Source organism: Streptomyces sp. RK62, from assembly GCF_018070255.1.
Lineage (GTDB): Bacteria > Actinomycetota > Actinomycetes > Streptomycetales > Streptomycetaceae > Streptomyces > Streptomyces nigra.
Map to the genome: position 1 here is coordinate 300,620 of NZ_JAGPYD010000011.1, position 25,844 is coordinate 326,463.

General features: G+C 70.9%; 27 protein-coding genes. 12 read left to right on the forward strand and 15 right to left on the reverse strand.

Features of this window, described 5'->3' with window-relative positions; all coding sequences use genetic code 11:
- Positions 1–126: 126 nt before the first annotated feature.
- A complete protein-coding gene (locus KBY32_RS22925) occupies positions 127–1,380 on the forward strand; it encodes a PTS transporter subunit EIIC (RefSeq protein ID WP_210981411.1) in 1,254 nt (417 codons plus the stop codon).
- Between the two features lie 62 nt (positions 1,381–1,442).
- Here KBY32_RS22925 and KBY32_RS22930 read toward each other — a convergent pair whose 3' ends face one another.
- Positions 1,443–2,195, reverse strand: a complete 753-nt coding sequence (locus tag KBY32_RS22930) for an MBL fold metallo-hydrolase (RefSeq protein ID WP_210981412.1) — start codon at positions 2,193–2,195, stop codon at positions 1,443–1,445.
- Between the two features lie 307 nt (positions 2,196–2,502).
- Here KBY32_RS22930 and KBY32_RS22935 point away from each other — a divergent pair, with 307 nt between their 5' ends.
- A complete protein-coding gene (locus KBY32_RS22935; RefSeq protein WP_210981413.1) occupies positions 2,503–2,937 on the forward strand; it encodes a type II toxin-antitoxin system PemK/MazF family toxin in 435 nt (144 codons plus the stop codon).
- Between the two features lie 12 nt (positions 2,938–2,949).
- Here KBY32_RS22935 and KBY32_RS22940 read toward each other — a convergent pair whose 3' ends face one another.
- From KBY32_RS22940 to clpS, 7 genes are all read right to left on the reverse strand, one after another.
- A complete protein-coding gene (locus tag KBY32_RS22940; RefSeq protein WP_115508480.1) occupies positions 2,950–3,900 on the reverse strand; it encodes a PLP-dependent cysteine synthase family protein in 951 nt (316 codons plus the stop codon).
- 5 nt (positions 3,901–3,905) lie between these two features.
- Positions 3,906–4,184, reverse strand: coding sequence for a MoaD/ThiS family protein (locus KBY32_RS22945; protein ID WP_055623364.1), 279 nt, complete (start codon positions 4,182–4,184; stop codon positions 3,906–3,908).
- A 115-nt stretch (positions 4,185–4,299) separates the two neighbouring features.
- On the reverse strand, positions 4,300–4,395 hold the full coding sequence (locus tag KBY32_RS35995) for a putative leader peptide (protein WP_309544746.1): 96 nt from the start codon (positions 4,393–4,395) through the stop codon (positions 4,300–4,302).
- A 134-nt stretch (positions 4,396–4,529) separates the two neighbouring features.
- The gene (locus KBY32_RS22950) at positions 4,530–4,952 is read right to left on the reverse strand and encodes a Mov34/MPN/PAD-1 family protein (protein ID WP_055623363.1); all 423 of its coding nucleotides are present in this window, start codon (positions 4,950–4,952) and stop codon (positions 4,530–4,532) included.
- A gap of 159 nt (positions 4,953–5,111) precedes the next feature.
- Complete coding sequence (locus tag KBY32_RS22955; RefSeq protein WP_055623362.1) at positions 5,112–6,551, reverse strand: amino acid permease; 1,440 nt, start codon at positions 6,549–6,551, stop codon at positions 5,112–5,114.
- 364 nt (positions 6,552–6,915) lie between these two features.
- Positions 6,916–7,524 carry a DUF2017 domain-containing protein gene (locus tag KBY32_RS22960; protein WP_210981414.1) on the reverse strand — a complete coding sequence of 203 codons (609 nt, stop codon included), beginning with the start codon at positions 7,522–7,524 and terminating at the stop codon, positions 6,916–6,918.
- A 12-nt stretch (positions 7,525–7,536) separates the two neighbouring features.
- Positions 7,537–7,854: an ATP-dependent Clp protease adapter ClpS gene (clpS, locus tag KBY32_RS22965; protein ID WP_055623360.1), complete on the reverse strand. Its 318-nt coding sequence runs from the start codon at positions 7,852–7,854 to the stop codon at positions 7,537–7,539.
- A gap of 91 nt (positions 7,855–7,945) precedes the next feature.
- On the opposite strand from clpS, the gene KBY32_RS22970 reads away from it, so the two are divergent.
- Positions 7,946–9,304 carry a nicotinate phosphoribosyltransferase gene (locus tag KBY32_RS22970; RefSeq protein ID WP_210981415.1) on the forward strand — a complete coding sequence of 453 codons (1,359 nt, stop codon included), beginning with the start codon at positions 7,946–7,948 and terminating at the stop codon, positions 9,302–9,304.
- A 141-nt stretch (positions 9,305–9,445) separates the two neighbouring features.
- Entirely contained in the window at positions 9,446–10,036 is a 591-nt protein-coding gene (locus KBY32_RS22975) for an isochorismatase family protein (RefSeq protein WP_108707101.1), read from the forward strand.
- Between the two features lie 13 nt (positions 10,037–10,049).
- On the opposite strand, the gene KBY32_RS22980 is transcribed toward KBY32_RS22975, so the two are convergent.
- Both KBY32_RS22980 and KBY32_RS22985 read right to left on the reverse strand, forming a co-directional pair.
- Positions 10,050–10,409 carry a hypothetical protein gene (locus tag KBY32_RS22980; protein WP_055623358.1) on the reverse strand — a complete coding sequence of 120 codons (360 nt, stop codon included), beginning with the start codon at positions 10,407–10,409 and terminating at the stop codon, positions 10,050–10,052.
- Positions 10,410–10,530: 121 nt separating this feature from the next.
- Entirely contained in the window at positions 10,531–12,876 is a 2,346-nt protein-coding gene (locus KBY32_RS22985; protein WP_210981416.1) for an immune inhibitor A domain-containing protein, read from the reverse strand.
- A gap of 389 nt (positions 12,877–13,265) precedes the next feature.
- Here KBY32_RS22985 and KBY32_RS22990 point away from each other — a divergent pair, with 389 nt between their 5' ends.
- Positions 13,266–13,523: a hypothetical protein gene (locus tag KBY32_RS22990; protein ID WP_107096811.1), complete on the forward strand. Its 258-nt coding sequence runs from the start codon at positions 13,266–13,268 to the stop codon at positions 13,521–13,523.
- A gap of 7 nt (positions 13,524–13,530) precedes the next feature.
- Here the strand turns inward: KBY32_RS22990 and KBY32_RS22995 are convergent, their stop codons facing one another.
- Both KBY32_RS22995 and KBY32_RS23000 read right to left on the reverse strand, forming a co-directional pair.
- Entirely contained in the window at positions 13,531–14,250 is a 720-nt protein-coding gene (locus KBY32_RS22995; RefSeq protein WP_210981417.1) for an RDD family protein, read from the reverse strand.
- Positions 14,251–14,339: 89 nt separating this feature from the next.
- Positions 14,340–15,812: an RDD family protein gene (locus tag KBY32_RS23000; RefSeq protein ID WP_210981418.1), complete on the reverse strand. Its 1,473-nt coding sequence runs from the start codon at positions 15,810–15,812 to the stop codon at positions 14,340–14,342.
- A 271-nt stretch (positions 15,813–16,083) separates the two neighbouring features.
- On the opposite strand from KBY32_RS23000, the gene KBY32_RS23005 reads away from it, so the two are divergent.
- The gene (locus tag KBY32_RS23005; protein WP_055624579.1) at positions 16,084–16,497 is read left to right on the forward strand and encodes an SsgA family sporulation/cell division regulator; all 414 of its coding nucleotides are present in this window, start codon (positions 16,084–16,086) and stop codon (positions 16,495–16,497) included.
- 13 nt (positions 16,498–16,510) lie between these two features.
- Here the strand turns inward: KBY32_RS23005 and KBY32_RS23010 are convergent, their stop codons facing one another.
- Positions 16,511–17,911: an FAD-binding oxidoreductase gene (locus KBY32_RS23010; protein ID WP_247689831.1), complete on the reverse strand. Its 1,401-nt coding sequence runs from the start codon at positions 17,909–17,911 to the stop codon at positions 16,511–16,513.
- 109 nt (positions 17,912–18,020) lie between these two features.
- Between KBY32_RS23010 and KBY32_RS23015 the strand changes: the two genes are divergently transcribed.
- Entirely contained in the window at positions 18,021–19,457 is a 1,437-nt protein-coding gene (locus tag KBY32_RS23015) for a tetratricopeptide repeat protein (RefSeq protein WP_210981420.1), read from the forward strand.
- A 26-nt stretch (positions 19,458–19,483) separates the two neighbouring features.
- On the opposite strand, the gene hppD is transcribed toward KBY32_RS23015, so the two are convergent.
- Complete coding sequence (gene hppD / locus KBY32_RS23020; RefSeq protein WP_210981421.1) at positions 19,484–20,629, reverse strand: 4-hydroxyphenylpyruvate dioxygenase; 1,146 nt, start codon at positions 20,627–20,629, stop codon at positions 19,484–19,486.
- A gap of 125 nt (positions 20,630–20,754) precedes the next feature.
- Here hppD and KBY32_RS23025 point away from each other — a divergent pair, with 125 nt between their 5' ends.
- The 5 genes from KBY32_RS23025 to KBY32_RS23045 are packed head-to-tail and all read left to right on the forward strand — an operon-like array spanning position 20,755 to position 24,957.
- Complete coding sequence (locus KBY32_RS23025) at positions 20,755–21,234, forward strand: Lrp/AsnC family transcriptional regulator (protein ID WP_055624583.1); 480 nt, start codon at positions 20,755–20,757, stop codon at positions 21,232–21,234.
- A gap of 28 nt (positions 21,235–21,262) precedes the next feature.
- The gene (locus KBY32_RS23030) at positions 21,263–21,910 is read left to right on the forward strand and encodes an ABC transporter permease (RefSeq protein ID WP_055624584.1); all 648 of its coding nucleotides are present in this window, start codon (positions 21,263–21,265) and stop codon (positions 21,908–21,910) included.
- Positions 21,903–23,141 (forward strand): betaine/proline/choline family ABC transporter ATP-binding protein, encoded by a 1,239-nt coding sequence (locus KBY32_RS23035; protein ID WP_210981422.1) that lies wholly within the window; start codon positions 21,903–21,905, stop codon positions 23,139–23,141. Before KBY32_RS23030 ends, KBY32_RS23035 begins: the two co-directional genes overlap by 8 nt.
- Positions 23,138–23,965 (forward strand): ABC transporter permease, encoded by an 828-nt coding sequence (locus tag KBY32_RS23040; RefSeq protein WP_055624586.1) that lies wholly within the window; start codon positions 23,138–23,140, stop codon positions 23,963–23,965. Before KBY32_RS23035 ends, KBY32_RS23040 begins: the two co-directional genes overlap by 4 nt.
- Positions 23,966–23,997: 32 nt before the next feature.
- Positions 23,998–24,957 (forward strand): glycine betaine ABC transporter substrate-binding protein, encoded by a 960-nt coding sequence (locus tag KBY32_RS23045; RefSeq protein WP_210981423.1) that lies wholly within the window; start codon positions 23,998–24,000, stop codon positions 24,955–24,957.
- A 64-nt stretch (positions 24,958–25,021) separates the two neighbouring features.
- On the opposite strand, the gene KBY32_RS23050 is transcribed toward KBY32_RS23045, so the two are convergent.
- A complete protein-coding gene (locus KBY32_RS23050) occupies positions 25,022–25,813 on the reverse strand; it encodes a S16 family serine protease (protein ID WP_210981424.1) in 792 nt (263 codons plus the stop codon).
- Between the last annotated feature and the right edge of the window lie 31 nt (positions 25,814–25,844).

Genomic DNA, 25,844 nt, shown 5'->3' on the forward strand with positions numbered 1-25,844 from the left:
TCCGAACAAGGCCGCATAACGGTCCGGGCAACGCTCGGGAATCGCGGGTTCCTTATCGCACCTTCATCGTGTACAACAGGTCTACACCACTGAGTGGTGTAGACCACCACCCGATGGAGGAAGTCTATGAGCACCGCCACCTCGCCAACGGCGGCCCCCACGAAGAAGTGGGGATCAGGCCTGATCCAGGGCCTTCAGAAGGTCGGCCGCAGCCTTCAGCTGCCGATCGCCGTGCTGCCGGCCGCCGGTCTGCTGCTCCGCTTCGGCCAGCCCGACGTGTTCGGCAAGGACGGACTCGGCTGGGACAAGGTCGCCGCCGTGTTCGCCACCGCGGGCGGTGCGATCTTCGACAACCTCCCGATGCTGTTCTGCATCGGCGTCGCGATCGGCTTCGCGAAGAAGGCCGACGGCTCCACCGCGCTGGCCGCCCTGGTCGGCTTCCTGGTCTACAGCAATGTGCTGAAGGCGTTCCCCGTCACCGAGGCGAAGGTCCAGGACGGCGCGGACATAGCCGCGACGTACAACAACCCCGGTGTCCTCGGCGGCATCATCATGGGTCTGCTGGCCGCCGTGCTGTGGCAGCGCTACCACCGCAAGAAGCTGGTGGACTGGCTGGGCTTCTTCAACGGCCGCCGGCTCGTCCCGATCATCATGGCCTTCGTCGGCACCGCGATGGGTGTCTTCTTCGGCCTGGTCTGGGAGCCGATCGGTGAGGTCATCTCCGACTTCGGCGAGTGGATGACCGGTCTCGGCGCCGTCGGCGCGGGTCTGTTCGGTCTGATCAACCGCGCGCTGATCCCGGTCGGCATGCACCAGTTCGTGAACACCGTCTCCTGGTTCCAGCTCGGCGACTTCACGAACGCCGCCGGTGAGGTCGTCCACGGTGACCTGAACCGCTTCTTCGCCGGTGACCCGACCGCCGGTCAGTTCATGTCCGGCTTCTTCCCGATCATGATGTTCGGTCTGCCGGCCGCCGCCATCGCCATCGCGCACAGCGCCCGCCCCGAGCGCCGCAAGGCCGTGATGGGCATGATGATCTCGCTGGCGCTGACCTCCTTCGTGACCGGTGTGACCGAGCCGATCGAGTTCGCGTTCATGTTCATCGCGCCGGTGCTGTACGTGATCCACGCGGTGCTCACCGCCCTGTCGATGGCGATCACCTGGGCGCTCGGTGTCCACGCGGGCTTCACCTTCTCCGCGGGCTTCATCGACTACGCGCTCAACTGGAACCTGGCGACCAAGCCCTGGCTGATCATCCCGATCGGCCTCGTCTTCGCCGCGATCTACTACTCCGTCTTCCGCTTCGCCATCACGAAGTGGAACCTCCCCACCCCGGGCCGCGAGCCCGAGGAGGAGATCGAGGACCTCACCAAGGCGTGACCCCGACGGCATGACGAAGGCCCCGGAACCACGATGGTTCCGGGGCCTTCGCCGTACGGTCCTCAGATCTCGTACGTCCGGCCGGGCGCCGCCAGCGACACCGGGCCGTCGTAGACCTCGCGGGCGTCGGCGAGGTTGACCTCGGGGTTCGTCCACGGCGGGATGTGGGTGAGGACCAGGTGCCGGGCGCCCGCACGGGCCGCCGACTGCCCCGCCTCGCGACCGTTGAGGTGCAGGTCGGGGATGTTCTCCTTGCCGTGCGTGAAAGCGGCCTCGCACAGGAACAGGTCGGCGTCGCGGGCGAGTTCGTCCAGGGCGGTGCTGATGCCGGTGTCACCGGAGTAGGTCAGCACCCGGCCGCCGTGCTCGATCCGGATGCCGTACGCCTCCACCGGGTGGGCCACGCGTTCGGTGTGCACGGTGAACGGGCCGATGTCGAAGGTGGACGGCTTGACCGTGTGGAAGTCGAAGACCTCGCTCATCGACGACGCGGTGGGGGTGTCGGCGTACGCGGTGGTCAGCCGGTGCTCGGTGCCCTCGGGGCCGTAGACCGGGATGGGCTCGCAGCGCCCGCCGTCGTGCCGGTAGTAGCGCGCCACGAAGTACGCGCACATGTCGATGCAGTGGTCGGCGTGCAGATGGCTGAGGTAGATCGCGTCGAGGTCGTAGAGACCGCAGTGGCGCTGCAGCTCGCCCAGGGCGCCGTTGCCCATGTCGAGAAGCAGCCGGAAGCCGTCGGCCTCGACGAGGTAGCTCGAGCAGGCCGATTCCGCGGACGGGAACGACCCCGAGCAGCCGACGACGGTGAGCTTCATGAGCCAGAAACCTCCGCTGGCGGGAAATCCGGAAGATCGGGGATGGGGGCGTCGGGGGTCGTGCGGTTCGTCGAGCGTAAGGCGCAAAACCTCCGGTCGCTCCTCCGCACAGCTCTGTTGTGGGCGAACTCACCTGACAGACGCTGCCATCCGGGTTACAGCACGCGCAGCCGTTCGATCAAGGTCCAGCCGGGGTGCGTGTCCATGTCCATGGAGCACCTCCCGGGGCTGCACCAACCGCCCCCGTCTCTCCCCCTCCGGTGTCCGGACCCGGCGGTAGGTGCGTGGCGCCGGTACCTTCGGGTGTATGGACATGTCATGGTGGCCGGCGCTCGGCGCGGTCGTGCTGCTCGCGCTGGTCGCCGCGCTCGTCGACGGCTGGGGACGGGGGCGCAGGCCGCGGCGGGCGCGGACGGGGCGGGCGGCGGGGCCGTTGCCGGAGCCGGCGGAGATCTGGTGGGCGAACGTGCCCTACGAGGACCGGCCCGGTGCCAAGGACCGGCCGTGTCTGGTGCTGGCGGTGCGCGGGCAGCGGGTCACGGTCGCGAAGATCACCAGCAGGAACCGCGCCGGGCGCGGCGGTGTCATCGCGTTGCCGCCCGGGTCGGTCGGGGACGCGGGCGGCCGGGCGAGCTATCTGGAGACGGGTGAGCTGCGGGTCGTCCCGGTGCGGGACTTCCGGCGGCGGGTCGGGGTGATGGACCCGGCCGTGTGGGACCAGGTCCGTCACCTGTCGAAGTGACCCGCGGGGCGGTCAGGCCCAGAGCTGGCCCTGGAGGGTTTCGATGGCTTCCTCCGTCGTCGCGGCCGTGTAGACGCCCGTCGACAGGTACTTCCAGCCGCCGTCGGCGACGACGAACACGATGTCGGCGCTCTCCCCCGCCTTCAGCGCCTTCCTGCCGACGCCGATCGCGGCGTGCAGCGCGGCGCCGGTGGAGACGCCCGCGAAGATGCCCTCCTGCTGGAGGAGTTCCCGGGTGCGGGTGACCGCGTCGGCGGAGCCGACCGAGAAGCGGGTGGTCAGCACGGAGGCGTCGTACAGCTCGGGGACGAAGCCCTCGTCGAGGTTGCGCAGGCCGTAGACCAGGTCGTCGTAGCGCGGCTCGGCGGCGACGATCTTCACGTCCGGCTGGTGCTCGCGCAGATAGCGGCCGACGCCCATGAGCGTGCCCGTGGTGCCGAGGCCCGCGACGAAGTGCGTGATCGAGGGGAGGTCGGCGAGGATCTCCGGGCCGGTCGTCGCGTAGTGCGCGCCCGCGTTGTCCGGGTTGCCGTACTGGTAGAGCATCACCCAGTCGGGGTGCTCGGCGGAGAGCTCCTTGGCGACCCGTACGGCCGTGTTGGAGCCGCCCGCGGCCGGGGACGGGATGATCTCCGCGCCCCACATGCCGAGCAGCTCCCGGCGCTCCTGGGAGGTGTTCTCCGGCATCACGCAGACCATGCGGTAGCCCTTGAGCTTCGCGGCCATGGCGAGGGAGATGCCGGTGTTGCCGGACGTCGGCTCGAGGATCGTGCAGCCCGGGGTGAGCCGGCCGTCCTTCTCCGCCTGCTCGATCATGTGCAGGGCGGGGCGGTCCTTGATGGAGCCGGTGGGGTTGCGGTCCTCCAGCTTGGCCCAGATCCGGACGTCGTCGGACGGCGACAGCCGCGGCAGGCGCACCAGGGGGGTGTTGCCGACCGCGGCGAGGGGGGAGTCGTACCGCATCCCGATCAGGCCATACCGCCGGCCACGGCCGGCAGGATCGTGACGTTGTCGCCGTCGCTGAGCTTGGTGTTGATGCCGTCGAGGAAGCGGACGTCCTCGTCGTTCAGGTAGACGTTGACGAAGCGGCGCAGCTGCTCGCCCTCCACGATGCGGGCCTGGATGCCCGTGTGGCGGGTCTCGAGGTCGGCGAACAGCTCGGCGAGGGTCTCGCCGTTGCCCTCCACCGCCTTCTGACCGTCGGTGTAGGTGCGGAGGATGGTGGGGATGCGGACCTCGATGGCCATGGGTCGGGGCTCCTGTCGGGAGTAGTCGGTCGGGGGCGCGCGGCAGCGCAGGGACAGCCGTGGGTGCGTGAGTGCGGCGCCGCGGCGCACGGCCGTACGGCGGCAGGGTGTCGCGTCAACAGATGGCGCTGGCGAGCCTGCACAGGTCGACGTGCAGCCGCGCCACGAGCAGCATGCCCGGCGTCTTCCCGCTCACGTCGTGGAGAACCATGGGGTCATCGTATCGATTCCCGGTCCGGGTCCTGGAATGTGATCCCATATCGCGGACGGCCGCGGGCCGCGTGGTGAGACCGGGCCGTCCGGGCGGCCCCGCCGGGGGCCTGTCGGACGGCATCCGGGGCCGGGTCAGTAGGACTCGACGATCTTGACCTCCTCCTCCGTGACCTCGCCCTCGAGGATGCGGAAGGAGCGGAACTGGAAGTCGCCGAGGCCGTCGGTGTCGGCCGTGGAGACGAGGACGTAGTGGGCGCCGGGCTCGTTCGCGTAGGAGATGTCGGTGCGCGAGGGGTAGGCCTCGGTGGCGGTGTGCGAGTGGTAGACGATCACCGGCTCCTCGTCGCGGTCGTCCATGTCGCGGTAGAGCTTGAGCAGGTCGCCGGAGTCGAACTCGTAGAACGTGGGGGACATCGCCGCGTTCAGCATCGGGATGAAGCGTTCGGGGCGGTCCGAGCCGGCCGGGCCCGCGACGACTCCGCAGGCCTCGTCCGGGTGGTCCTTGCGGGCGTGGGCGACGATCTGGTCGACGAGTGCCTGGGTGATGGTCAGCATGCGGCCAGGATAAGCAGAGGGGCCGCCCCGTACCGAGGGATGGTACGGAGCGGCCCACATGCCGGACGTGCGGTCACGTCCCGGGGGGCGTGGACGTCCTGAGCGGCTGCCGCGCGGGGCACCACGAGTGCTCCTCGCGGCCGGACGTCCGCGCCGGGATCAGCCCACCTTCTCGAGCTCCGGCTCCTCGCCGCCACGGGTGGCGATGGCGGGGTTGCGGCTCTTGAGGAAGGCCCAGCCGATGCCGAGGGCGGCGGCCCAGCCGGCGGCGACGTACAGGCAGACGCGCGCGTCCTTGTCGTACGCGATCATGCAGGTCACGCCGATGAGGAAGAGCAGCGCGACCCAGCTGAACAGGGCGCCGCCGGGGGCCGGGAAGGACGAGGCGCGCAGCCGGCCCGCGTCGACGGCGGCGCGGTAGCGGATGTGGCTGACGAGGATCATCATCCAGGTCCAGATGCCGGCCGCGGTGGCGACGGAGGTGACGTAGAGGAACGCCTTCTCCGGGACGACGTAGTTCAGGACGACGCCGATGCCCATGAGCGCCACGGAGACGGTGATGCCGACGGCGGGCGTCTTGCGGCGGTTGAGCCTGCCGAACGCCTGCGGGGCCTCGCTGTTGGACGCCAGGTCGCGCAGCATGCGGCCGGTGGAGTACATGCCGGAGTTGCAGGACGACAGGGCCGCGGTGAGGACGACGAAGTTGACGATGCCCGCGGCGAGCGGGATGCCGATCTTGCCGAAGGCGTGCACGAAGGGGCTCTCGCCGGCGGAGAACTCGGTCCACTTGACGACGGAGAGGATGACCAGCAGGGCGCCGACGTAGAAGACGATGATGCGCCAGGGCAGCGTGTTGATGGCCTTGGGCAGGGTCTTCTCGGGGTTCTCGGACTCGCCCGCGGTGACGCCGACCAGTTCGACGGCGAGGTAGGCGAACATGACGCCCTGGAGCGTCATCAGGCTGGAGCCGATGCCGTTGGGGAAGAACCCGCCGTGCGACCAGAGGTTGGAGGCGGCGGCGGTGTCACCGGCGTCCGAGAAGCCCAGGGTGAGCACACCGAGGCCGATGACGATCATGCCGATGATGGCGGTGACCTTCACCATCGAGAACCAGAACTCGACCTCGCCGAAGATCTTGACGGAGATCAGGTTGACGCCGAAGAGCACCACGAGGAACACCAGGGCGCTGACCCACTGCGGGATCTCCGGGAACCAGAAGTGGACGTAGATCGCGGCGGCCGTCAGCTCGGCCATGCCGGTGACCACCCACATGAGCCAGTACGTCCAGCCCGTGACGAAGCCGAAGAACGGGCCGAGGAACTCCCGGGCGTACTCGGCGAAGGAGCCGGAGACGGGCCGGTACAGGAGCAGCTCGCCCAGGGCCCGCATGATGAAGAAGATGACGACGCCCGCGAGGGCGTACATGAGGATGATGCTGGGCCCGGCCTTCGCGATGTTCGCGCCGGCACCCATGAACAGGCCGACGCCGATGGCGCCGCCGATCGCGATCATCTGGACCTGACGGCTGCCGAGGCCGCGCTCGTACCCCTCTTCGGGGGCACCCGTGGCGTTCGCGTCAGTGACCTTCGCAGAGGTCATGTGTTGTGCGCCTTTCTCCATGCCGACCCGAGGCCTTTCGTCGGCCGCGGATCGGGTCTCGATCCCCCCGGATTGCTGGAGCTGTGCCCGGCCGGCGATCCGCCGGCCCTGTGGCGCACCCGGCCGAACATTCGGGTGGTGTTCGGCGGGCGGTCGTGAAGATTTATCACGGCGGCAACACTGATCGGCGGGGGCGCGTGTGGCGCATCCCACAGGGAGAACCGGACAAAATCACCGCCGCCCCGCATAGCGGGTGGCGGCGGTGACGGGATCGTTATCCGGATTTGAGCGTCCGCTGAGCGAACACAGAACCATCACATATCGGCACGCAATGGTCGCGAAAGCCGGGTGGAGCAGGCGATGTTCAGGGCATCAGGGTGGCGACCAGGGTCTCCTGGAGGCCGCCGAGCCAGAGATAGGCCATCACCATCGGCTTGCGGGAGTCCTCGTCCGGGAGGCGGTACAGCAGATCGGTGTCGTCCTCGTCGGTGATCTCCAGCCGGGACCCGATGGCGAGCCGGAGGTCGTTGAGGGCGCCGAGCCACCGCTGCGACTCCTCGGTGGACAGCTTGAGCACCGCGCCGCCCTCACCGGCGCTCTCGGCGCTGAGCGCGTCCAGGGTGCGGACCACCGCGAGGGCGTTCTCGCGTTTGCCGGCGCGCAGGTCGTTCTCCGTGTAGCGGCGGAACTCGGCGGAGTACGCCTTCTGCTCCTCGGCCTCCTGGGCCTGCGGGGCGCCCTCGGGGTCGCCGTACGCGTCCGGGAACAGGCGCTTGAGGACGGGGTCGGAGGGCGGCTCGCTGGGGCCCTCGGCGAACAGCTCGGCGAGCGGGTCGTCGGAGGCGTCGCCGGCCGGGCCGGGTCCGATGAGTTCCAGGAGCTGGACGGCCAGCGACCGGATGATGGAGATCTCGACTTCGTCGAGGACGACGGCGGCGCCGCCGCCGGGGACGGGTTCGAAGGTTCCTGGCATGGAGACGATTCGCTACTTCCGGTCCTGCTGGAGGGTGGCCCACAGGCCGTAGCCGTGCATGGCCTGCACGTCGCGTTCCATCTCCTCGCGGCTTCCGCTGGAGACGACCGCCCGGCCCTTGTGGTGGACGTCGAGCATGAGCTTGGTGGCCTTGTCCTTGCTGTACCCGAAGTACGTCTGGAAGACGTACGTCACGTAGCTCATGAGGTTGACCGGGTCGTTGTGCACGATCGTGACCCAGGGGACGTCGGGCTCGGGGACGGCGAACACTTCCTCCGCCGACTCGGTGCGTTCGATCTCTAGGGGAGCGGGTGACGTCACAGTGCCCATGCTGCCACCGCAGGGGGGTGGTCGCACAAATCCCCGGCCCGCCCCGCCCCCAAATCGTCAGAGTGACGAAATGGGGGTACGATGCATGGCCATGGGAACAGCGGACCTCAAGCTGCCGGTGGACGTTCCGTCGACGGCGCTCTTCACGGACCAGTACGAGCTGACGATGCTGCAGGCCGCCCTGAAGGCGGGCACCGCGGACCGGCGCAGCGTGTTCGAGGTCTTCACCCGGCGGCTGCCGCACGGCCGGCGCTACGGCGTGGCGGCCGGCACCGGACGCGTCCTGGACGCGGTGGAGAACTTCCGCTTCGACGAGGACGTCCTCGGCTTCCTGCGCGAGCGGGGCATCGTCGACGAGCCGACGCTGGAGCGGCTCGCGGACTACCGCTTCACCGGCGACATCTGGGGCTATCCGGAGGGCGAGGTCTACTTCCCCGGCTCGCCGATCCTGCGGGTGGAGGGCACCTTCGCCGAGTGCGTGCTGCTGGAGACGGTGATCCTCTCCATCCTCAACCACGACTCCGCGATCGCCGCGGCCGCCTCCCGGATGTCGGCGGCCGCCGGAGACCGCCCGCTGATCGAGATGGGGGCCCGCCGCACCCACGAGCTGGCCGCGGTCGCCGCCTCCCGGGCCGCCTACATCGGCGGCTTCACCTCCACCTCCGACCTGGCCGCCGGCTTCCGGTACGGCATCCCCACCGTCGGCACCAGCGCTCACGCCTTCACCCTGCTGCACGACCACGAGCGGGACGCCTTCCGGGCGCAGATCGACTCCATGGGCCGCGGCACCACGCTGCTGGTCGACACCTACGACGTCGCCGAGGCGGTCCGTACGGCCGTGGAGGTCGCCGGGCCCGAGCTGGGCGCCGTCCGTATCGACTCGGGCGACCTGCTGCTGGTCGCGCACCGGGTCCGGCACCAGCTGGACGAGCTGGGCGCGACCGGCACCCGGATCCTGGTCACCTCCGACCTCGACGAGTACGCCATCGCCTCGCTGGCGGCGGCGCCCGTGGACGCGTACGGCGTCGGCACCCAGCTGGTGACCGGGTCGGGGCACCCGACGGCCTCCATGGTCTACAAGCTGGTCGCCCGCGCCGGGTCCGCCGACGCCGGGGCGCCGCTGGTGCCGGTGGCGAAGCGGTCGACCGGCGGGAAGACCTCCGTGGGCGGGCGCAAGTGGGCGGCGCGCCGGCTCGACGCCGACGGGGTCGCGGAGGCCGAGGTGATCGGCACCGGGCCGGTGCCCGCCGAGCTCGCCGACCGGCAGCTGCTGGTGCCGCTCGTGAAGGGCGGGGAGGTCGTGGGCCGGGAGCCGCTGGAAGCCGTCCGGGACCGGCACGCGGCGGCCCGCGCGAACCTGCCACTGTCCGCGATGCAGCTCTCCCGAGGGGAACCCGTCATTCCGACGGAGTACGTCACCGGGCGCCCGGGTAGCCAGACGGGGGCGTGAAACGGGCGCGCCCGCAGTGCCCACCCCATGCCCCCTCCCGCACCGCACACGAAGTCTCTAGGCTCGGAGGTTCACGGCCGGGCCCCGCACGCACCGCTCCACCGTCCCGACCTCAGCGTCCATAACCGAAGGACACCGACCATGCGCCGCGCCTTGATCGTCGTAGACGTGCAGAACGACTTCTGCGAGGGAGGCAGCCTCGCGGTGGCCGGCGGCGCCGACGTGGCCGCCGCCATCACGGAGCTCATCGGTCAGGCCGCCGGGTCCGGGTACCAGCACGTCGTGGCCACGCGCGACCACCACATCGCGCCGGGCGGGCACTTCTCGGCCCACCCCGACTTCGTCCGGTCCTGGCCGGCGCACTGCGTGGCGGGCACCGAGGGCGTGGGCTTCCACCCGAACTTCGCGCCCGCGGTCGCCTCCGGCGCGATCGACGCCGTCTTCGACAAGGGGGCGTACGCCGCGGCGTACAGCGGGTTCGAGGGCGCCGACGAGAACGGCGTACGGCTCGCGGACTGGCTGCGGGCCCGGGAGGTCACCGAGGTGGACGTCGTGGGCATCGCGACCGACCACTGTGTGCGGGCCACCGCGCTGGACGCGGCGCGCGAGGGGTTCCGTACGCAGGTGCTGCTCGACCTGACCGCCGGGGTGTCCGCCGAGACCACGGAGCGGGCCCTGGAGGAGCTACGCGAGGCCGGCGTGGAGCTGACCGGCAAGCCCGTCGTGGCGTAGCCCGAGGCACCTGTCAGGCCGGGGCGGCGGGCCGGCGCTTCAGGGCGCGGATCGGGTGCCAGAGCTCCTGGGCCGGTCCGGGGACGAGCTGCGGTACGGCGGGGACGACGTCCGGGCAGGGCGCGGTGCGCCATATCAGGCCGTCGGGGTGGTGCAGGACGGCCGTGATCTCGTCCGGCGTCGGCGGGGCGGCGTTCCCCCGCAGGTAGACGGCGCGCATGCCCAGGTTGCGGAGCCTGGTCAGGGCTCGGGCGCGGTTGCGGGCGTGCACCAGGACACGGACGCTGCCCGTGCCGTCGGCGGTGGGTCTGGGCAGGTTCAGCGCCACCACCACGCTGCCGGTCGGCAGCTTGCAGAAACCTCCTGCGGCCATACGGTCACACCCCCGTGCGAGTCGGTGTCAATAACGGAAGCACAGGGTGCACCTAAACACGAGCGGCGGCAACCCGCCAGGGGGTTGCCGCCGATCATGCTCTGACCTGCAGTTTTACTCTTTACTTCGCCGCGGGGCCCACTTCGAGCTCGATCGTGGAGCCGTCCTTGGCCTCCTTGACGATCTTGATCTTGGTGTTGGTGTCAGTGATCTTGACGCCCGCGGAGGGGTTCGACGCGTCGTAGTAGGTGTTGGTGCGGTCGTTGAAGACCCCCACACCCGGACGCGACGGGATCTTCGCGGCGACGTCCGCGTTGTGCAGCGTCATGCCGTCCGTGCGGAAGGTGCTGAACGGGGAGTCGTAGGCCTGGATGCGGTTGCGCATCAGCGTGCCGTTCGTCCACTTCAGCTGGGTCGGGTGCGAGTCGACCGGCAGGATCAGACCGGCACCCGGGTGCTGGCTGGTGTTGTTGTCCAGCTGCGAGGTGTCCCACTTCCAGATGAGCAGACCATTCTGGTAGGCGTAGTGCTCCACCCAGTCCGGACGGGTCGTCGAGAAGCCGAAGTTGTACGGGCCCGTCTTCAGCGTCTTGTCGTACGACACGTACTGGCGGTTCTCGGCGATGTAGTACTGGGCGTAGTCGTCCGTGATGGACGCGCCGATGCGCGAGAAGCCCTTCTTCGCCCAGGCGTCGTCGGCGGTCTCGGCGTCGTCCGAGAACACCGCCGCACCGTCGGCGGTCACCGTGATGCTGTCGGCCGCGAAGCCCTTCTGGGCCACGCCGCCGTCCGTCTGGTAGCGGAAGCGCAGGTCGATCTTCTTGCCCGCGTAGGCGTCGAGCGGGAAGACCAGCTTCTTCCAGGCGCCGGAGGTGCCGTCGATCGCCGGCTTGCCGCTGGCGTCCTTGCCGAGGGCCGTGCCGTCGGCGGTGCCGTCGACAGCGGTCCAGTTGGCGCCGCCGTCGGTGGACACCTCGGTGTAGAGGTAGTCGTAACCGGCCTCGATGTCCCACCAGCCGTCGAGCGTCAGGGAGGCGGCCGTCTTGCCGGTCAGGTCGACCGAACGGCTCAGCGTGTTGGAGAGGCTGTCGCCGCTCCCGCTCCACCACTGGTTCTCGCCCTGCGCGGGCTGGACGATCTCGGTGGTGACCTTCTTCTTGGGCAGCTCGACCACGAGGGCCTGCTTGTGCTTCGTGTTGTACTCGGCGACGCCCAGCTTGTGCCACGAGTTGGTGGCGGCCTTGGCCGTGTCGTACTTCAGCCAGCCCAGCTGGAGCTTGTCCCAGGCGGTCATGTCGCCGGGCAGGTCACCGATCTCCTTCTTGCCGGTGCCCAGCCAGGAACCGGAGGACATCAGCGTCCAGAACCCGGTGGAGTTCTCGCCGCCCTGCGTGTCGTAGTGGTCCGGCAGACCGAGGTCGTGGCCGTACTCGTGGGCGTAGACGCCGAGTCCGCCGTTCTCCGGCTGGACCGTGTAGTCGCCGACCCAGATGCCGGTGGAGCCGATCTGCGCGCCGCCCAGCTTGTTGTCGGCCGGGCCGGTGGCGCCGGCGTCCGTGCCGAACGCGTACCAGCGGTGGGCCCAGATGGCGTCCGTGCCCTGGGCGCCGCCGCCCGCGGACTCGTCCTCACCGGCGTGCACGACCTGGAAGTGGTCGATGTAGCCGTCCGGCTCGTTGAAGTCGCCGTCACCGTCGAAGTCGTAGCGGTCCCACTGGTCGTACTCCGCGACGTCGGCCTTGATCTGCGCGTCGGTGCGGCCGGCCGCCTTCTGCTGCGCGACCCAGGCGTTCAGGCCGTCGCTGACGATGTTCCAGACGCTGGAGCAGTTCGTGTCGCCGCAGGCGTTGTTGCCGTAACGGGCCTCGTTGTAGGGCACCTTGACCCAGTCCGAGACCTCGCCGTCGACCGAGTAGCGGCCCGAGGACTGCTTCTCGTAGTACTTCTTCACCGACTCGGTGTTCTTGCCGGTGCCGAAGTACATGTCCTGGAAGTGCTTGCGGTCGTAGTCCGCCTTCCAGGCCGTCGAGTTGTCCTTCTTCGGGTCCGGCTTGGCTATCTGGTTGTGCAGCGGGCCCGGCGTGCCGCCGAACTCGCTGATCTGGTCACCGAACTCGACCAGGATCGTGAAGATCTTGTCGGTCTTCTCGCGGCCCAGCTCGACGTACTTGCTGTCGCCCTTCTTGCTCTTGAGCTCGACGACCTTCGAGCCGTCGCGGCTCTTGACCTTGGTCTTGCCGGAGATGACCTGGTTGAGGGCTTCCTGCCGCTGCGCCTCGACCGTCTTGCTCAGGGGGCCTTCGAGGTCGTGGTCGGCGTGCTGCCGGTCCGCCGGGTCACGGCGGTCCACGGAGGCCGGTGCGCCTTCGTCGGCCTGAGCCACCGCGAAGGTCGAGAACGTCGCCGCGGCAGTCGCGAGCGCGACGGCGGTCGCCGCCGTACGGAACGTCCAGGGTCTACTGGTCACTTGAGATCCTCCCCCGCGTTCGGGCGCGCGGAAGGAGGGTCCTGGTCAACATAGGATCCGCGCGCGCGTGATCAACGCGTGTAGTCAAGTGACGTCATTTGACTAGAGGTTAGGAAGAAAAAACAGACCTTGACTTGGACAGGTCAATTGCACTATGCGGAGTCGCTGTCCACTTACCGAACGGCGTCCGGGCGGCGGGCGCGCGCCGCCGTCCACAGGGTGGACACGATGAATCCGTGCGCCCCCCGTGCACCGGCACTGTTGGTCAGGTCACGCTTACCGAACGTTCCTCTCGGGCATGGACGCGGTTAGAGTCGGATGGCGGAACGCCCGGACGTCGGCGCAAAGCCAGGCCGAATCCCCCGTGCACCCCCGATTCCGAGGACACGATGACCATGCCTCGTCCGACTGCCGCACAGCTCACCTACGGCTCGTGCACCGTGGTCTTCTCGACGCTCGCCATGCTGCTGCTGTCACAGACCAGCTCGGGCGCCGGGATCGCGGTCATCGCCTTCGCCGCTCTGCTGCTCGGACTGCTGGTCGCCATGACGGTGCCCGTGCCGCGCGGGACCCGTGTGGTGACGGTGGGCCGGACCGCCGCGGCCGAGCGCGAGAAGACCGAGGAGCCCGCGCTCAGCAAGTCCTGACCCGCCCTCACGTCCCCGTGCTGACGACCACGGTCTTCGCCGCCTTGTCGTGCAGGCCCTGCTTGTAGGGCCGGTCGAAGAAGCTCCAGCCGCCGGCGATCGCGGTCCAGATGCAGGCGCAGCAGAAGGCGAACGGGATCCACAGCACCAGCGAGCGGATCAGCGTGGTCTGCACCGAGGGCGTGGCCCCGTTGTCCAGGTTGGCGACCCGCAGGTGCAGCAGCCTCTTGCCGAGCGTCTGGCCGGTCCGGGAGATCATCACCGTGTCGTAGCCGACGAACAGCACGGCGGCGACCAGTGACTGGGCGAAGGACTTGCCGTACTGCACCTTGTCGGTGTCGACGTCGTACTCGGTGATCCCGAAGCCCCAGGTGATCAGCCAGACGACGACCGCCACCAGGATCAGGTCGATGAGGCGGGCCAGTGTGCGCTTGCCGCTGTCGGCGAGCGGCGGCATCCCGGCCAGCGGGTCGGTGGGCCCGCCGCCGCCCCCGTACGGGTCACCGCCGTAGGGACCGCCGCCGTACGGACCTCCTCCCCCGTAGGGGCCTCCGCCGCCGGGCGGAGGCGGGGGCGGCGCGCCGTAGGGGCCGCCGCCCTCACCACCGGGTGGCGGGGGCGGGGGCTGACCGCCGGAAGGACCGCCCGTGTCGCCGGGCGGGGGCTGCTTCCTGAACGGGTCGTCGTCCGGGGGCGGCTGCTGGCCGGGGGGCGGTTCGCTGCTCATGGCCCGAGTCGACCGCGAACCGCGCGACCGCGCATCCGGCGCGGGGCCGTCCGGAGTACGGAATCATCCGGGCCGAACGGCCGACGCGCCTATCCGGCGACGAACGTACGGGCCGCCTTGTCGTGCAGGCACTGGTGCCAGGGCCGGTCGAACAGGCACCACAGCACCCCGACCACGCCGATGACGAGGACGCCGGGCACGCTGTAGACGAGCCAGCGGCGCACGGCCGCGCCGTACTCCGGCGGCTCGTGGGCCTCGATGTCGCGGACCTCCAGGCCGAACAGCTTCTTGCCCAGTGTGCGGCCCCACTTGGCGGTGGGCAGGGCCTCGTAGAGCCCGCCCACCACCAACAGCACGGCCAGGATGATCCCGAGGTACACCGATGTCGTGCCGTCGAGCAGCCAGACGGTGACCGTGCGGCCGGAGAGCTTGGCGGCCTCGATCTTGCCGTCGATGTGGTCGAGCGCCTTGGTGCCGAGCGGCACGGCGGCCACCGCCGTGATGGCGGCGAGCACGATCGTGTCCACCAGCCGGGCGGCCAGCCGCTTGCCGAGACCGGCGGGCCGGGCGGCGGCCTGCCGGAGGGCGGCGGCCGCGAACGGGTCCTCCCGCACGGGCTTCCAGGGGGCGACCGGCCTGCCGTCGGCGGGGGCGGCGGCCGGGGCCGGGGCGGCCGGGCGGGCGTCGGCGCCCGGTTCGGCGAGCCGGTGCACCTGCTGCGCCCAGGAGGACTGACCGCCGCCGGGACCCGGCGCGAGCGGCGCCCCGGACGCGGCGGGCGGGGGCTGCGGTCCGCCCGACTGCTGGGGGATGCCCGCGGCGGCCTGCTGGGGGCCCGAGGGAGGCGCGGCGGCGGGCTGGGCGGCGGACGGGGCAGCGGCGGACGGCTGGGCCGGTGACGGGGCTCCCGCGGCGCGTTCCGCGGCGGACTGGCCGGCGCTGAAGCCGGGGCCCTGCGGGGCGTTCGCCGCCGGGGGCGCGTCCGTGCCCGGCGCGGACGGCGAATTCTGCGCGCCCGCACGGGGGTTGACCGCGCGGATGGCCATGGTGCCGGGGTCGGGGGCGGCGGAGCGCGCTCCCCCGCCGTCCGTCACGGGGCGCCGCATCATGAACGTGTCGGGCGCGGCACCTGCTCCGGCGCCGGACTCCGCCTCGGGCTCGGCGGGCGCGGGGACGCGCGGGTCGGCGCCCTCCTGCTGGGCGCCCCAGGAGACCCGGCGGTCCTGGTCGCCGCCGAACCCGGTCTGCCGGGAGCGGTCGGCGCCCCAGGCGGAGGCGGGTTCGGGGCGGCTGCCGTGCTGGGCGTCGCCGGGTGCGGGCCGGGCGGGCGGCTCCTCGTCGAAGAAGTGCGGGCCGGTCTCCTCCACCGGGGCGGCGGGCGGATCGGCCGGCCGTGCGCCCGGCGGCGGAGCGAGCGGCTCGCCGTCGGTCGGGGCGGGACGGCTGGTGCCCGGCACCCAGGAGGCGCCGTTCCAGTACCGGACATATCCAGGAATGGACGGGTCCGGGTAATACCCTTCGCGGGGCCGGTCGTCACCGGGGGCCGGGGTTGGGGCGCTCATGTCCGTCGTCCGGTATCTGCTCGTGGGTCACTTCGGGGCCTCCACATCTATCAGACGGACGCACCCGCCACGGCCGGTCCCACGGGACCCGCCCCTTTCCGGGCAACCTCGTGCACGTACGTCACCGGTACGAAAGCGGGTGGGAGACCGGGGCCGGGGCCGGGCCGGAAAAAGTCCGCGCGAGTCGCGTAATGCCGTACGGGGTCGCCCCTCTCCACTCGTACGGGCCCGTCCGGGGAACCCGTACGTGTCACGAGAGAGGACCCCTGTCATGCGTCACACCGTCGTCGAGCGCGAACTGGAGCTGCGGCTCGTCCTGTCGCCCGAGCGCAGCGTCCCCGTCCCGGCCCGCCTCGGCTACCACAGCGACGACCCCTACGCCGTCCATGTCACCTTCCACATCACCTCCGAGCGGCCCGTGCACTGGACGTTCTCCCGCGATCTGCTGGTCGAGGGGGTGTTCCGGCCGTGCGGGCACGGGGATGTGCGGGTGTGGCCGACGAAGTCGGAGGGCCGCAGCGTGGTGCTGATGGCACTGAGCTCGCCGGACGGGGACGCACTGCTGGAGGCGCCGGCCGCGCCGGTGTCGGCGTGGCTGGAGCGGACGCTGCGGGTGGTGCCGCCGGGGACGGAGGGCGAGCAGCTGGGCATCGACGACGCGCTCGACGAGCTGCTCGCCCGGTGACGGGCCCGGCCGGTCAGAACAGCTTGCCGGGGTTGAGGAGGTCCAGCGGGTCGAAGACCCGCTTGATCCCGCGCTGCATCTCGATCCCCACGGGGCCGATCTCGCGTGCCATCCACTCCTTCTTCAGCACGCCCACGCCGTGTTCGCCCGTGATGGTGCCGCCGAGTTCCAGACCGAGCGCCATGATCTCGTCGAACGACTCACGGGCGCGCCGGGACTCGTCGGGGTCGGCGGCGTCGAAGCAGACGGTGGGGTGGGTGTTGCCGTCGCCCGCGTGGGCGACGACCCCGATGGTGAGCCGGTGCTTCCCGGCGATCCGCTCCACGCCCTCGATCAGGTCGCCGAGCCGGGAGCGCGGCACGCACACGTCGTCGATCATGGTGACGCCCCGTACGGCCTCCAGCGCGGTCAGGGACAACCGTCGTGCCTGGAGCAGGAGTTCGGACTCGGCGGCGTCGTCCGCCGGGACCACCTGGGTGGCGCCGGCCGCCTCGCACAGCGCGCCGACGGCGGCGAGGTCGGAGGCGGGGTCGGGGGTGTCGAAGGCGGCCAGCAGCAGGGCCTCGGTGGCCTCCGGAAGCCCCATCTTCGCCATGGAGTTGACCGCGGCGACGGTCGTACGGTCCATCAGTTCGAGGAGGGACGGGACATGGCCGCCCGCCATGATCCGGCACACGGCGTCGCAGGCCGCGGCGGCCGAGGCGAACTCGGCGGCCAGGACGAGCTGCTGGGGCGGCTTCGGGCGCAGCGCGAGCACCGCCCGCACGACGATGCCGAGCGAGCCCTCGGAGCCGACGAACAGCCGTGTCAGGTCGTAGCCCGCCACGCCCTTGGCGGTGCGGCGGCCGGTGCTCATCAGACGTCCGTCGGCGAGGACGACGTCGAGGCCGAGGACGTACTCGGCCGTCACCCCGTACTTCACACAGCACAGCCCGCCGGAGGCGGTGCCGATGTTGCCGCCGATGGTGCACATCTCCCAGCTGGAGGGGTCCGGCGGGTAGTAGAGGCCGTGCTCGCCGACCGCGCGGGACAGCGTGGCGTTGACGACTCCGGGTTCGACGACGGCGATCCGGTCGACGGGGTTGATCTCCAGGATGCGGTCCATCTTGGTCAGGGACAGCACGATGCAGCCGTCGGAGGCGTTGGCGCCGCCCGACAGGCCCGTGCGGGCGCCCTGCGGAACGACGGGGACGCGCAGCGCGGTGGCGGTGCGCATCACGTGCTGGACCTGTTCGACGCTGCGCGGGAGCACGACGACGGCGGGGGCGCCGGCCGGGCAGAAGCTGGCCATGTCGTGCGCGTAGGAGGCGGTGACGTCGGGGTCGGTGAGGACGGCGTCGGCGGGCAGACCGGCGAGCAGCCGCTCGGTGAGGTCACCCAGGGCCTGGTCGGGTGCGGCTTCGGTACGGCTCATGATCACAGCGTGACACCCGGGGCCATCGGTGTGAACCCCGCGCGCGGCACCCGTGCCGGGGCGGCTGTGATCGTCGTGTCCACGCCCCGTTTCGCGCACAGTGAGCGCCATGGAGAACGAGGCCGTGGACCAGGAACAGGACGCGACCGCCCGCCGCCGACTGCGGCGCCGGGTCCTCGTCGCGTCGGTGGCGGGGTGTGCCGTGCTCGGCGGGGCACTGGCGCTGCTGCCCTCCGGGCCGGGGCCGGCCCGGCCGCCCGCGCCGGCGCCGGGAGCGCGGGCGCTGACCGCGGTGACCTCGGGGGTGCCGGCCGCGCTGCCCGATCTGGCGGCGCTGATCGAACGGCGCGAGCGGCGGGTGCGCGACCGTCCGCGGGACGCCGTGTCGTGGGCGGTGCTGGGGTCCGCGTACGTCGAGCAGGGGCGCCGGACCGCGCGGCCGGCGTACTACCCGAAGGCGGAGAAGGCGCTGCGCGCCTCGCTGAAGGTCCGTGCCCGCAACGCCGGGGCGCTGGACGGCATGGCGGCCCTGGCGAACGCGCGACGGGACTTCGGGGCGGCGCTGACCTGGGCGGAGGCCGCGCTGAAGGCGGACCCGAAGCGCTGGACGGCGTATCCGCAGCTGATCGACGCGCACACCGGCCTCGGGCAGTACAAGGCGGCGGAGCGGGCCCTGGACCGGCTGCTGAAGCTGCGGTCGGGCCCGGCGGTGCGGGCGACGGCGGCGGCCGTGTACCGGGACCGGGGCCGGGACGAGGACGCGGCGGCGGCGCTGTCCGACGCGGCGGCGGGAGCGCGGACCCCGGCGGAGCGGGCGGCCTATCTGGAGCGGGCCGGTCAGCTGGCCTTCGAGCGCGGCGACACGGACGTGGCGCTGCGGCACTTCCGGGAGGCGGTGCGGCTCGACCCTGATCAGCGGGCGGCGCTGGCGGGGCAGGGCCGGGCGCTGGCCGCGCTGGGCCGCACGACGGAGGCGGTGACCGCCTACCGGGCGGCCCTCGCACGGCAGCCGTGTCCGGAGTACGCGCTGGAGCTGGGCGAGCTGTACGAGTCGCTGGGGCTCGGGCAGGCGGCGCGGGTGCAGTACGACCTGCTGCGGGAGCGGGCGGCGCGGGCCGCGGCGGCCGGGGTGGACGAGGAGCTGGTGCTGGGCCGTTTCGAGGCGGACCACGGGGACCCGGAGTCGGCGGTGGACCGGCTGCGGGAGGAGTGGCGGCGGCAGCCGGGGATCGCGGTCGCGGACGCGCTGGGCTGGGCGCTGCACCGGGCCGGGGACGGCGAGGAGGCCCTGAAGTTCGCCCGGCGGGCCACCGACCGGGCCAAGGGCGGCACCGTGCGCTCCGCGCTGTACAGCTATCACCTGGGCATGATCGAGCGGGAGCTGGGCCGGGAGGGCCCGGCGCGGCGGCACCTCCAGGAGGCGCTGCGGATCAGCCCGCGTTTCTCGCCGACGCTGGTGCCGCGCGCCCAGGAGGCGCTGCAGGAGCTCGGGGAGCCGTCGCTGGAGGACGTCCCGGACTTCGAGGACTGGTCCGCCGGGGAGTGAGCCCCCCCCGGCGGACCGGGCCGTCGTCAGAGGTTGCCGCGCTTGGCCTGCTCGCGCTCGATCGCCTCGAACAGGGCCTTGAAGTTGCCCTTGCCGAAGCCCATGGAGCCGTGGCGCTCGATCAGCTCGAAGAAGACGGTCGGACGGTCCTGGACCGGCTTGGTGAAGATCTGCAGCAGATAGCCGTCCTCGTCGCGGTCGACGAGGATCTTCAGCTCGCGCAGGGTCTCGACGGGCACGCGGGTCTCGCCCGCCCACTCGCCGAGGGTGTCGTAGTACGAGTCCGGGGTGTCCAGGAACCGGACGCCGGCGGCGCGCATCTGGCGGACGGTGTGCACGATGTCGTTGGTGTTCAGCGCGATGTGCTGGACACCGGCACCGCCGTAGAACTCCAGGTACTCGTCGATCTGGGACTTCTTCTTGGCGATGGCGGGCTCGTTGATCGGGAACTTGACCTTGAGCGTGCCGTCGGCCACGACCTTCGACATCAGCGCGCTGTACTCGGTCGCGATGTCGTCGCCCACGAACTCCTTCATGTTCGTGAAGCCCATGACCTTGTTGTAGAACTCGACCCACTCGTTCATCCGGCCGAGCTCGACGTTGCCGACGCAGTGGTCGATCGCCTGGAAGGACCGCTTGGCCGGCGGCTCGACCATCGGGTCGGCGGTGACGTAGCCGGGCAGGTACGGGCCGTCGTAGCCGGTGCGCTCGACCAGGGTGTGGCGGGTCTGGCCATAGGTGGCGATGGCGGCCAGCACGACCGTGCCGTGCTCGTCCTTCAGCTCGTACGGCTCGGCGACGGAGGTGGCGCCGTGCTCGATCGCGTAGGCGTACGCGGCACGGGCGTCCGGCACCTCGATGGCGAGGTCGATCACGCCGTCGCCGTGCGCGGCCACGTGGTCCTCGAGGAAGGCGCCCCACTCGGTGGACCGCTTGATCACGGAGGTGAACACGAAGCGGGCCGAGCCGCTCTCCAGCACGTACGAGGCGGTCTCGCGGCTGCCGTTCTCCGGTCCGGAGTACGCGACGAGCTGCATGCCGAAGGCGGTGGAGTAGTAGTGCGCCGCCTGCTTGGCGTTGCCCACGGCGAAGACGACCGCGTCCATTCCCTTGACCGGGAAGGGGTCGGCCTGCCGTGCGGTGTCGGGAGTGTGGTGTGTGGTCTGCGTCATAGGCGCAGCCTCACCCGGCACGGCAAGGTGCGCAATAGTTTCGTTTTCCGCTGGGCAATCTGTAGGACGCCCGGAGGGTTCACGCGGACTTTCTGTACAGGATGACCACCCCGGAAGGGGGCCGTATGGCGATCGACCGGCTGGACGGGCGGATCATCGCGCTGCTGGCGCGCGAGCCGCGGATCGGAGTGCTGGAGATGTCCCGGCGACTCGGGGTGGCGCGGGGCACCGCGCAGGCCCGCCTGGACCGTCTTCAGTCGAACGGAGTCATCCGCGGGTTCGGGCCCGAGGTCGATCCGGCGGCGCTCGGCTACCCGGTGACGGCGTTCGCCACGCTGCAGATCCGGCAGGGCCAAGGAGCCGACGTACGGGCCCACTTGGCGTCCGTGCCGGAGGTGCTGGAGCTGCACACCACGACCGGCACCGGGGACATGCTGTGCCGTCTGGTGGCGCGCTCGAACGCCGATCTTCAACGTGTGATCGACCGGGTCGTCGGTTTCGATGGGATCGTCCGGGCCTCCACCGCGATCGTCATGGAGAACCCTGTCCCGCTGCGGGTCATCCCGCTGGTGGAGCAGGCGGCGGAGGACCGGGAGAGCAGCTAGCCCGCGATCCGGTGGGGGTGAGTCAGCCGTGAGCTTCTGGGAGTACCTGGGCAACCGCCACCAGCAACTGCTCGCCGACGCCCTGCAGCACGCCAGCGCGGTCCTGCAGTGCATGGTGGTGGCGACCCTCATCGGCGTGCTGATCGGGGTGCTGACCTACCGCAGCGAGTGGGCCGGGAACCTGGCCACGCTGACCACCTCGGGCATCCTGACCATCCCGTCGCTCGCCATGATCGGCCTGCTCATCCCGATCGTGGGGCTGGGCGTGGCGCCCACGGTGATCGCCCTGACGCTGTACGGGCTGCTGCCGATCGTGCGCAACTGCGTGGTCGGTCTGCGCGGGGTCGACCCCGCCCTGGTGGACGCGGCCCGCGGGATCGGGATGTCCCGGCTCGCGCAGCTGCTGCGGGTGGAGCTGCCGCTGGCCTGGCCGCCCATCCTGACCGGCATCCGGGTCGCCACCCAGATGCTGATGGGCATCGCGGCGATCGCCGCGTACGCCTCCGGCCCCGGCCTCGGCAACGTGATCTTCCGCGGGCTCGCCTCGCTGGGCAGCGCCAACGCGCTCAACCAGGTGCTCGCGGGCACCCTCGGCATCATCATCCTCGCGCTGCTGTTCGACGCCGCGTACGTCGTCCTCGGACGGCTGACCATCCCCAGGGGGATCCGTGTCTGAGAGCGAGCACCACGGCGCCTCCATCGAGCTGGAGAACCTGACCAAGCGCTATCCGGGCAGCCCGCAGCCGGCCGTGGACAACGTGAACATGGAGATCAAGGCGGGCGAGGTGGTGATCTTCGTCGGCCCCTCCGGGTGCGGCAAGTCGACCACGCTGAAGATGATCAACCGGCTGATCGAGCCGACCGGCGGCCGGATCCGCATCGACGGCGAGGACGTCACCGACATGGACCCGGTGAAGCTGCGCCGCCGCCTCGGCTACGCCATCCAGTCCGCCGGGCTGTTCCCGCACATGACGGTCGCGCAGAACATCGGCCTGGTCCCGAAGATGATCGGCTGGTCCAAGGCCCGGATCGCCTCCCGGGTCGAGGAGCTGCTCGACCTGGTCGGGCTGGACCCCGGCGAGTTCCACGGCCGCTACCCCCGCCAGCTGTCCGGCGGGCAGCAGCAGCGGGTCGGCGTGGCCCGGGCGCTGGCCGCCGACCCGCCCGTGCTGCTGATGGACGAGCCGTTCGGCGCGGTCGACCCGATCACCCGGGACCACCTCCAGGACGAGCTGATCCGGCTCCAGCACGAACTGCACAAGACCATCGTCTTCGTCACCCACGACTTCGACGAGGCCATCAAGATCGGCGACCGGATCGCGGTGCTGCGCGAACGCTCCCACATCGCCCAGTTCGACACCCCGGAGGCGATCCTCACCAACCCGGCCGACGACTTCGTCTCCGGGTTCGTCGGCGCGGGCGCGGCGCTGAAGCGGCTCAACCTGACCCGTGTACGGGACGTGGAGATCACCGAGTACCCGACGGTGACCATCGACGACTCGCTCCAGGAGATCTTCAACCGGCTGCGCTCCAGCGGCACCAACGAGATCCTGCTGCTCGACAAGCGGCGCCGCCCCTACAAGTGGCTGCGGCGCGGCGATCTGATGCGGGCGCGCGGCTCGCTGGCCCGGGCCGGGACGCTGGTCAGCGACACCGTGACCCGGGACGCCACCCTGCGGGACGCCCTGGAGGCGGTCCTCACCGACAACACGGGGCGGGTGGCGGTGACCGGGCGGCGCGGCGAGTACGAGGGCGTCGTCGACATGGAGACGCTGATGAACTCCGTGCAGGAACTGCTGGAGGCCGACCGGCTGGAGGCGCTGGAGGCGCAGCACGAGCTGGAGGACTCGCGCAGCGGGGTCACCCACGCCGAGCAGGAGGGCGGCGCGGGAGGACAGAAGGCATGAGCACCCCGCAGTCTCCGGGCGCACCGGCCCGGGAGAGACCCACCCCGCCCGAGGACGACGAGACGCCTCCCCCGCCGCCGAAGCGGCCGCCGCGCAAGCTGAGCTGGCAGAAGCTCACCTTCGTGCCGGCGATGCTGGTGGTGCTGCTGCTCGCGACCTGGCTGTGGTTCCGGCAGGCCGACCTCGACCCGGTCTCCGAGAACGCCCTGTCGGACGGCCAGGTCTCCCAGGCCCTGTGGGAGCACATCGAACTCACGGTGATCTCCACGTTCTTCGTGCTGATCATCGCGATCCCGCTGGGCATCCTGCTCACCCGGCGGGCCTTCAGCAAGGCCGCCCCGGTGGCGCTGGCGTTCGCCAACATGGGGCAGGCGACCCCGGCGATCGGTCTGCTCGCCCTGCTGGTGATCTGGCTGGGCATCGGCCGCCGGGCCGCGCTGATCGGCATCATCATCTACGCCGTCCTGCCCGTGCTGTCGAACACGATCGCCGGTCTGAAGGCGAACGACCCGACGCTGCTGGAGGCGGCGCGTGGCATCGGGATGTCGTCGTCGGGCGTACTGACCCGGGTGGAGCTGCCGCTGGCGGTGCCGCTGATCCTGGCGGGCGTGCGCACGGCCCTCGTCCTCAACGTCGGTACGGCGACCCTCGCGGTGTTCGGCGGGGGCGGCGGGCTGGGCGTGCTGATCACGGCCGGGATCACCAACCAGCGGATGCCGGTGCTGGTGCTCGGCTCGATCCTCACCGTGTCGCTGGCGCTGCTGGTCGACTGGCTGGCGTCGCTGGCCGAGGTGCTGCTGCGGCCGAGGGGGCTGGACCTGTGAGGCGGGCTGGAGCCGTGAAGCAGGCTGGAGCTGTGAGGCGGCGGGCCGTACTGCTGACGGCGGCGCTGCTGGTGGCGGCGTCGGCCTGCGGGCTGACCAGCGGCTCCCCCATGGTCGACGACGTGAAGCCCGGCAGCATCGGGCGGGGCGAGTCGCTGGAGGGCGCCAAGCTGACGGTGACGTCGAAGTCGTTCACGGAGCAGCTGATCCTCGGCGCGATCATGGGCATCGCATTCCAGGCCGCCGGTGCCGAGGTGATCGACCGCACCGGCATCCAGGGCTCCATCGGCAGCCGGGAGGCCGTGGTCAAGGGGGAGGCGGACGCCGGGTACGAGTACACGGGCACGGCCTGGATCACGTACCTCGGGCACAGCGAACCGATCACCGACCCGCACGAGCAGTGGGAGGCGGTGAAGAAGGAGGACGCCCGCAACGGCGTGACCTGGCTGCCGCCGTCCCGGCTCGACAACACCTACGCGCTGGCCATGAACCAGGCCAACCACCGCAGATACCGCACCGACACCCTCTCCGACGTGGCCGAGCTGTCGCGGACCGATCCGTCCGCGGTGACGCTGTGCGTGGAGGTCGAGTTCGCCAACCGGGCCGACGGGCTGCGGGGGATGGAGAAGACGTACGGCATGGACGTGCCGTCCAGCAACATCACGCAGATGGACACCGGGATCATCTACACCCAGACGGCGAAGGGCAGTTGCACCTACGGCGAGGTCTTCACCACCGACGGCCGGATCAAGTCCATGAACCTGGTCGTGATGGACGACGACAAGCACTTCTTCCCCAACTACAACGCCGCGCCGATGATCCACACCAAGACGCTGCGGAAGTGGCCGGCCATCCCGGACGTGCTGAACCCGATCACCGAGAAGCTGGACAACACGGTGGCGCAGACCCTGAACGCGAAGGTCGACGTCGACGGGGAGGACCCGCACCAGGTCGCGCTGGACTGGATGAAGCAGGAGGGCTTCGTGAAGTGAGCCGTACGGCCGCGGGGCCTGGGGACGCGTGGCCTCAGCGGCACGGGCCGCAGCGGCACGGGCCTCAGCAGGCCGGGACGGTGCCCTCGCCGGTCCGGAGCGCGTCGAGCGCGTCGACCGCACCCTTCAGGGTCGTCACCGGGATGAGCCGCAGTCCCTTGGGGAGTTCCGCCTTCGCGTCGCCGCACTCGTCCTTCGGGACCAGGAACACCGTCGCGCCGTCCCGGCGGGCGGCCTGCGTCTTCAGGGAGACCCCGCCGACCGCGCCGACCTTGCCCGCGGGGTCGATGGTGCCGGTGCCGGCGATGGTGCGGCCGCCCGTGAGGTCGCCGCCGCTGCCGTCGCCTTCGAGCTTGTCGACGATGCCGAGCGAGAAGAGCAGACCCGCGCTGGGGCCGCCGACGTCCGCGAGCCTCAGGGTGACCTCGACATCCTTGTCGTCGAGGTCGAGGTAGTTCAGGGCGGCCTCGGTGGCGTCGTCCTGGGACTCCTTCATCTGCCGGGTGTTGAACCGCTCGATCTCCCGGACGCTCTGGCCGCTCGGGTACACCGAGTCGCGCGGCATGACCGCCTGGTCGGTGCGGAACCAGGCGTCGATCACATCGCCGAGCTGCACGGTGGTGTCGGGCGAGGTGGCCTCGATCGTGGTCATGCGCAGCTGGCCACTGGTCTTCCGGGTCGGCGCACCGGAGATCGTGATGACCGGCTCACCCCGGTTCTCACCGAGCACGTTCGCCGTCAGACCGGGCTGCGTCAGCGTGAACGGCAGAGGCGCGAAGGCCGCGGTGGCGAGCAACGCGACGACCGGCAGAGCACAGACGGCAAGGGCCCGGGGGCGCGTGAGGCGAGAGAGCACGAAGCAAATCTAACGTGGCGGGGTGGGGGGC

Excerpts from the sequence above, each read along its gene's own strand:
- KBY32_RS22925 (WP_210981411.1), top strand. The coding sequence starts at position 127 with ATGAGCACCGCCACCTCGCCAACGGCGGCCCCCACGAAGAAGTGGGGA.
- KBY32_RS22930 (WP_210981412.1), bottom strand. The coding sequence starts at position 2,195 with ATGAAGCTCACCGTCGTCGGCTGCTCGGGGTCGTTCCCGTCCGCGGAA.
- KBY32_RS22935 (WP_210981413.1), top strand. The coding sequence starts at position 2,503 with ATGGACATGTCATGGTGGCCGGCGCTCGGCGCGGTCGTGCTGCTCGCG.
- KBY32_RS22940 (WP_115508480.1), bottom strand. The coding sequence starts at position 3,900 with ATGCGGTACGACTCCCCCCTCGCCGCGGTCGGCAACACCCCCCTGGTG.
- KBY32_RS22945 (WP_055623364.1), bottom strand. The coding sequence starts at position 4,184 with ATGGCCATCGAGGTCCGCATCCCCACCATCCTCCGCACCTACACCGAC.
- KBY32_RS35995 (WP_309544746.1), bottom strand. The coding sequence starts at position 4,395 with ATGGTTCTCCACGACGTGAGCGGGAAGACGCCGGGCATGCTGCTCGTG.
- KBY32_RS22950 (WP_055623363.1), bottom strand. The coding sequence starts at position 4,952 with ATGCTGACCATCACCCAGGCACTCGTCGACCAGATCGTCGCCCACGCC.
- KBY32_RS22955 (WP_055623362.1), bottom strand. The coding sequence starts at position 6,551 with ATGACCTCTGCGAAGGTCACTGACGCGAACGCCACGGGTGCCCCCGAA.
- KBY32_RS22960 (WP_210981414.1), bottom strand. The coding sequence starts at position 7,524 with ATGCCAGGAACCTTCGAACCCGTCCCCGGCGGCGGCGCCGCCGTCGTC.
- clpS (WP_055623360.1), bottom strand. The coding sequence starts at position 7,854 with ATGGGCACTGTGACGTCACCCGCTCCCCTAGAGATCGAACGCACCGAG.
- KBY32_RS22970 (WP_210981415.1), top strand. The coding sequence starts at position 7,946 with ATGGGAACAGCGGACCTCAAGCTGCCGGTGGACGTTCCGTCGACGGCG.
- KBY32_RS22975 (WP_108707101.1), top strand. The coding sequence starts at position 9,446 with ATGCGCCGCGCCTTGATCGTCGTAGACGTGCAGAACGACTTCTGCGAG.
- KBY32_RS22980 (WP_055623358.1), bottom strand. The coding sequence starts at position 10,409 with ATGGCCGCAGGAGGTTTCTGCAAGCTGCCGACCGGCAGCGTGGTGGTG.
- KBY32_RS22990 (WP_107096811.1), top strand. The coding sequence starts at position 13,266 with ATGACCATGCCTCGTCCGACTGCCGCACAGCTCACCTACGGCTCGTGC.
- KBY32_RS22995 (WP_210981417.1), bottom strand. The coding sequence starts at position 14,250 with ATGAGCAGCGAACCGCCCCCCGGCCAGCAGCCGCCCCCGGACGACGAC.
- KBY32_RS23000 (WP_210981418.1), bottom strand. The coding sequence starts at position 15,812 with ATGAGCGCCCCAACCCCGGCCCCCGGTGACGACCGGCCCCGCGAAGGG.
- KBY32_RS23005 (WP_055624579.1), top strand. The coding sequence starts at position 16,084 with ATGCGTCACACCGTCGTCGAGCGCGAACTGGAGCTGCGGCTCGTCCTG.
- KBY32_RS23010 (WP_247689831.1), bottom strand. The coding sequence starts at position 17,911 with ATGAGCCGTACCGAAGCCGCACCCGACCAGGCCCTGGGTGACCTCACC.
- KBY32_RS23015 (WP_210981420.1), top strand. The coding sequence starts at position 18,021 with ATGGAGAACGAGGCCGTGGACCAGGAACAGGACGCGACCGCCCGCCGC.
- hppD (WP_210981421.1), bottom strand. The coding sequence starts at position 20,629 with ATGACGCAGACCACACACCACACTCCCGACACCGCACGGCAGGCCGAC.
- KBY32_RS23025 (WP_055624583.1), top strand. The coding sequence starts at position 20,755 with ATGGCGATCGACCGGCTGGACGGGCGGATCATCGCGCTGCTGGCGCGC.
- KBY32_RS23040 (WP_055624586.1), top strand. The coding sequence starts at position 23,138 with ATGAGCACCCCGCAGTCTCCGGGCGCACCGGCCCGGGAGAGACCCACC.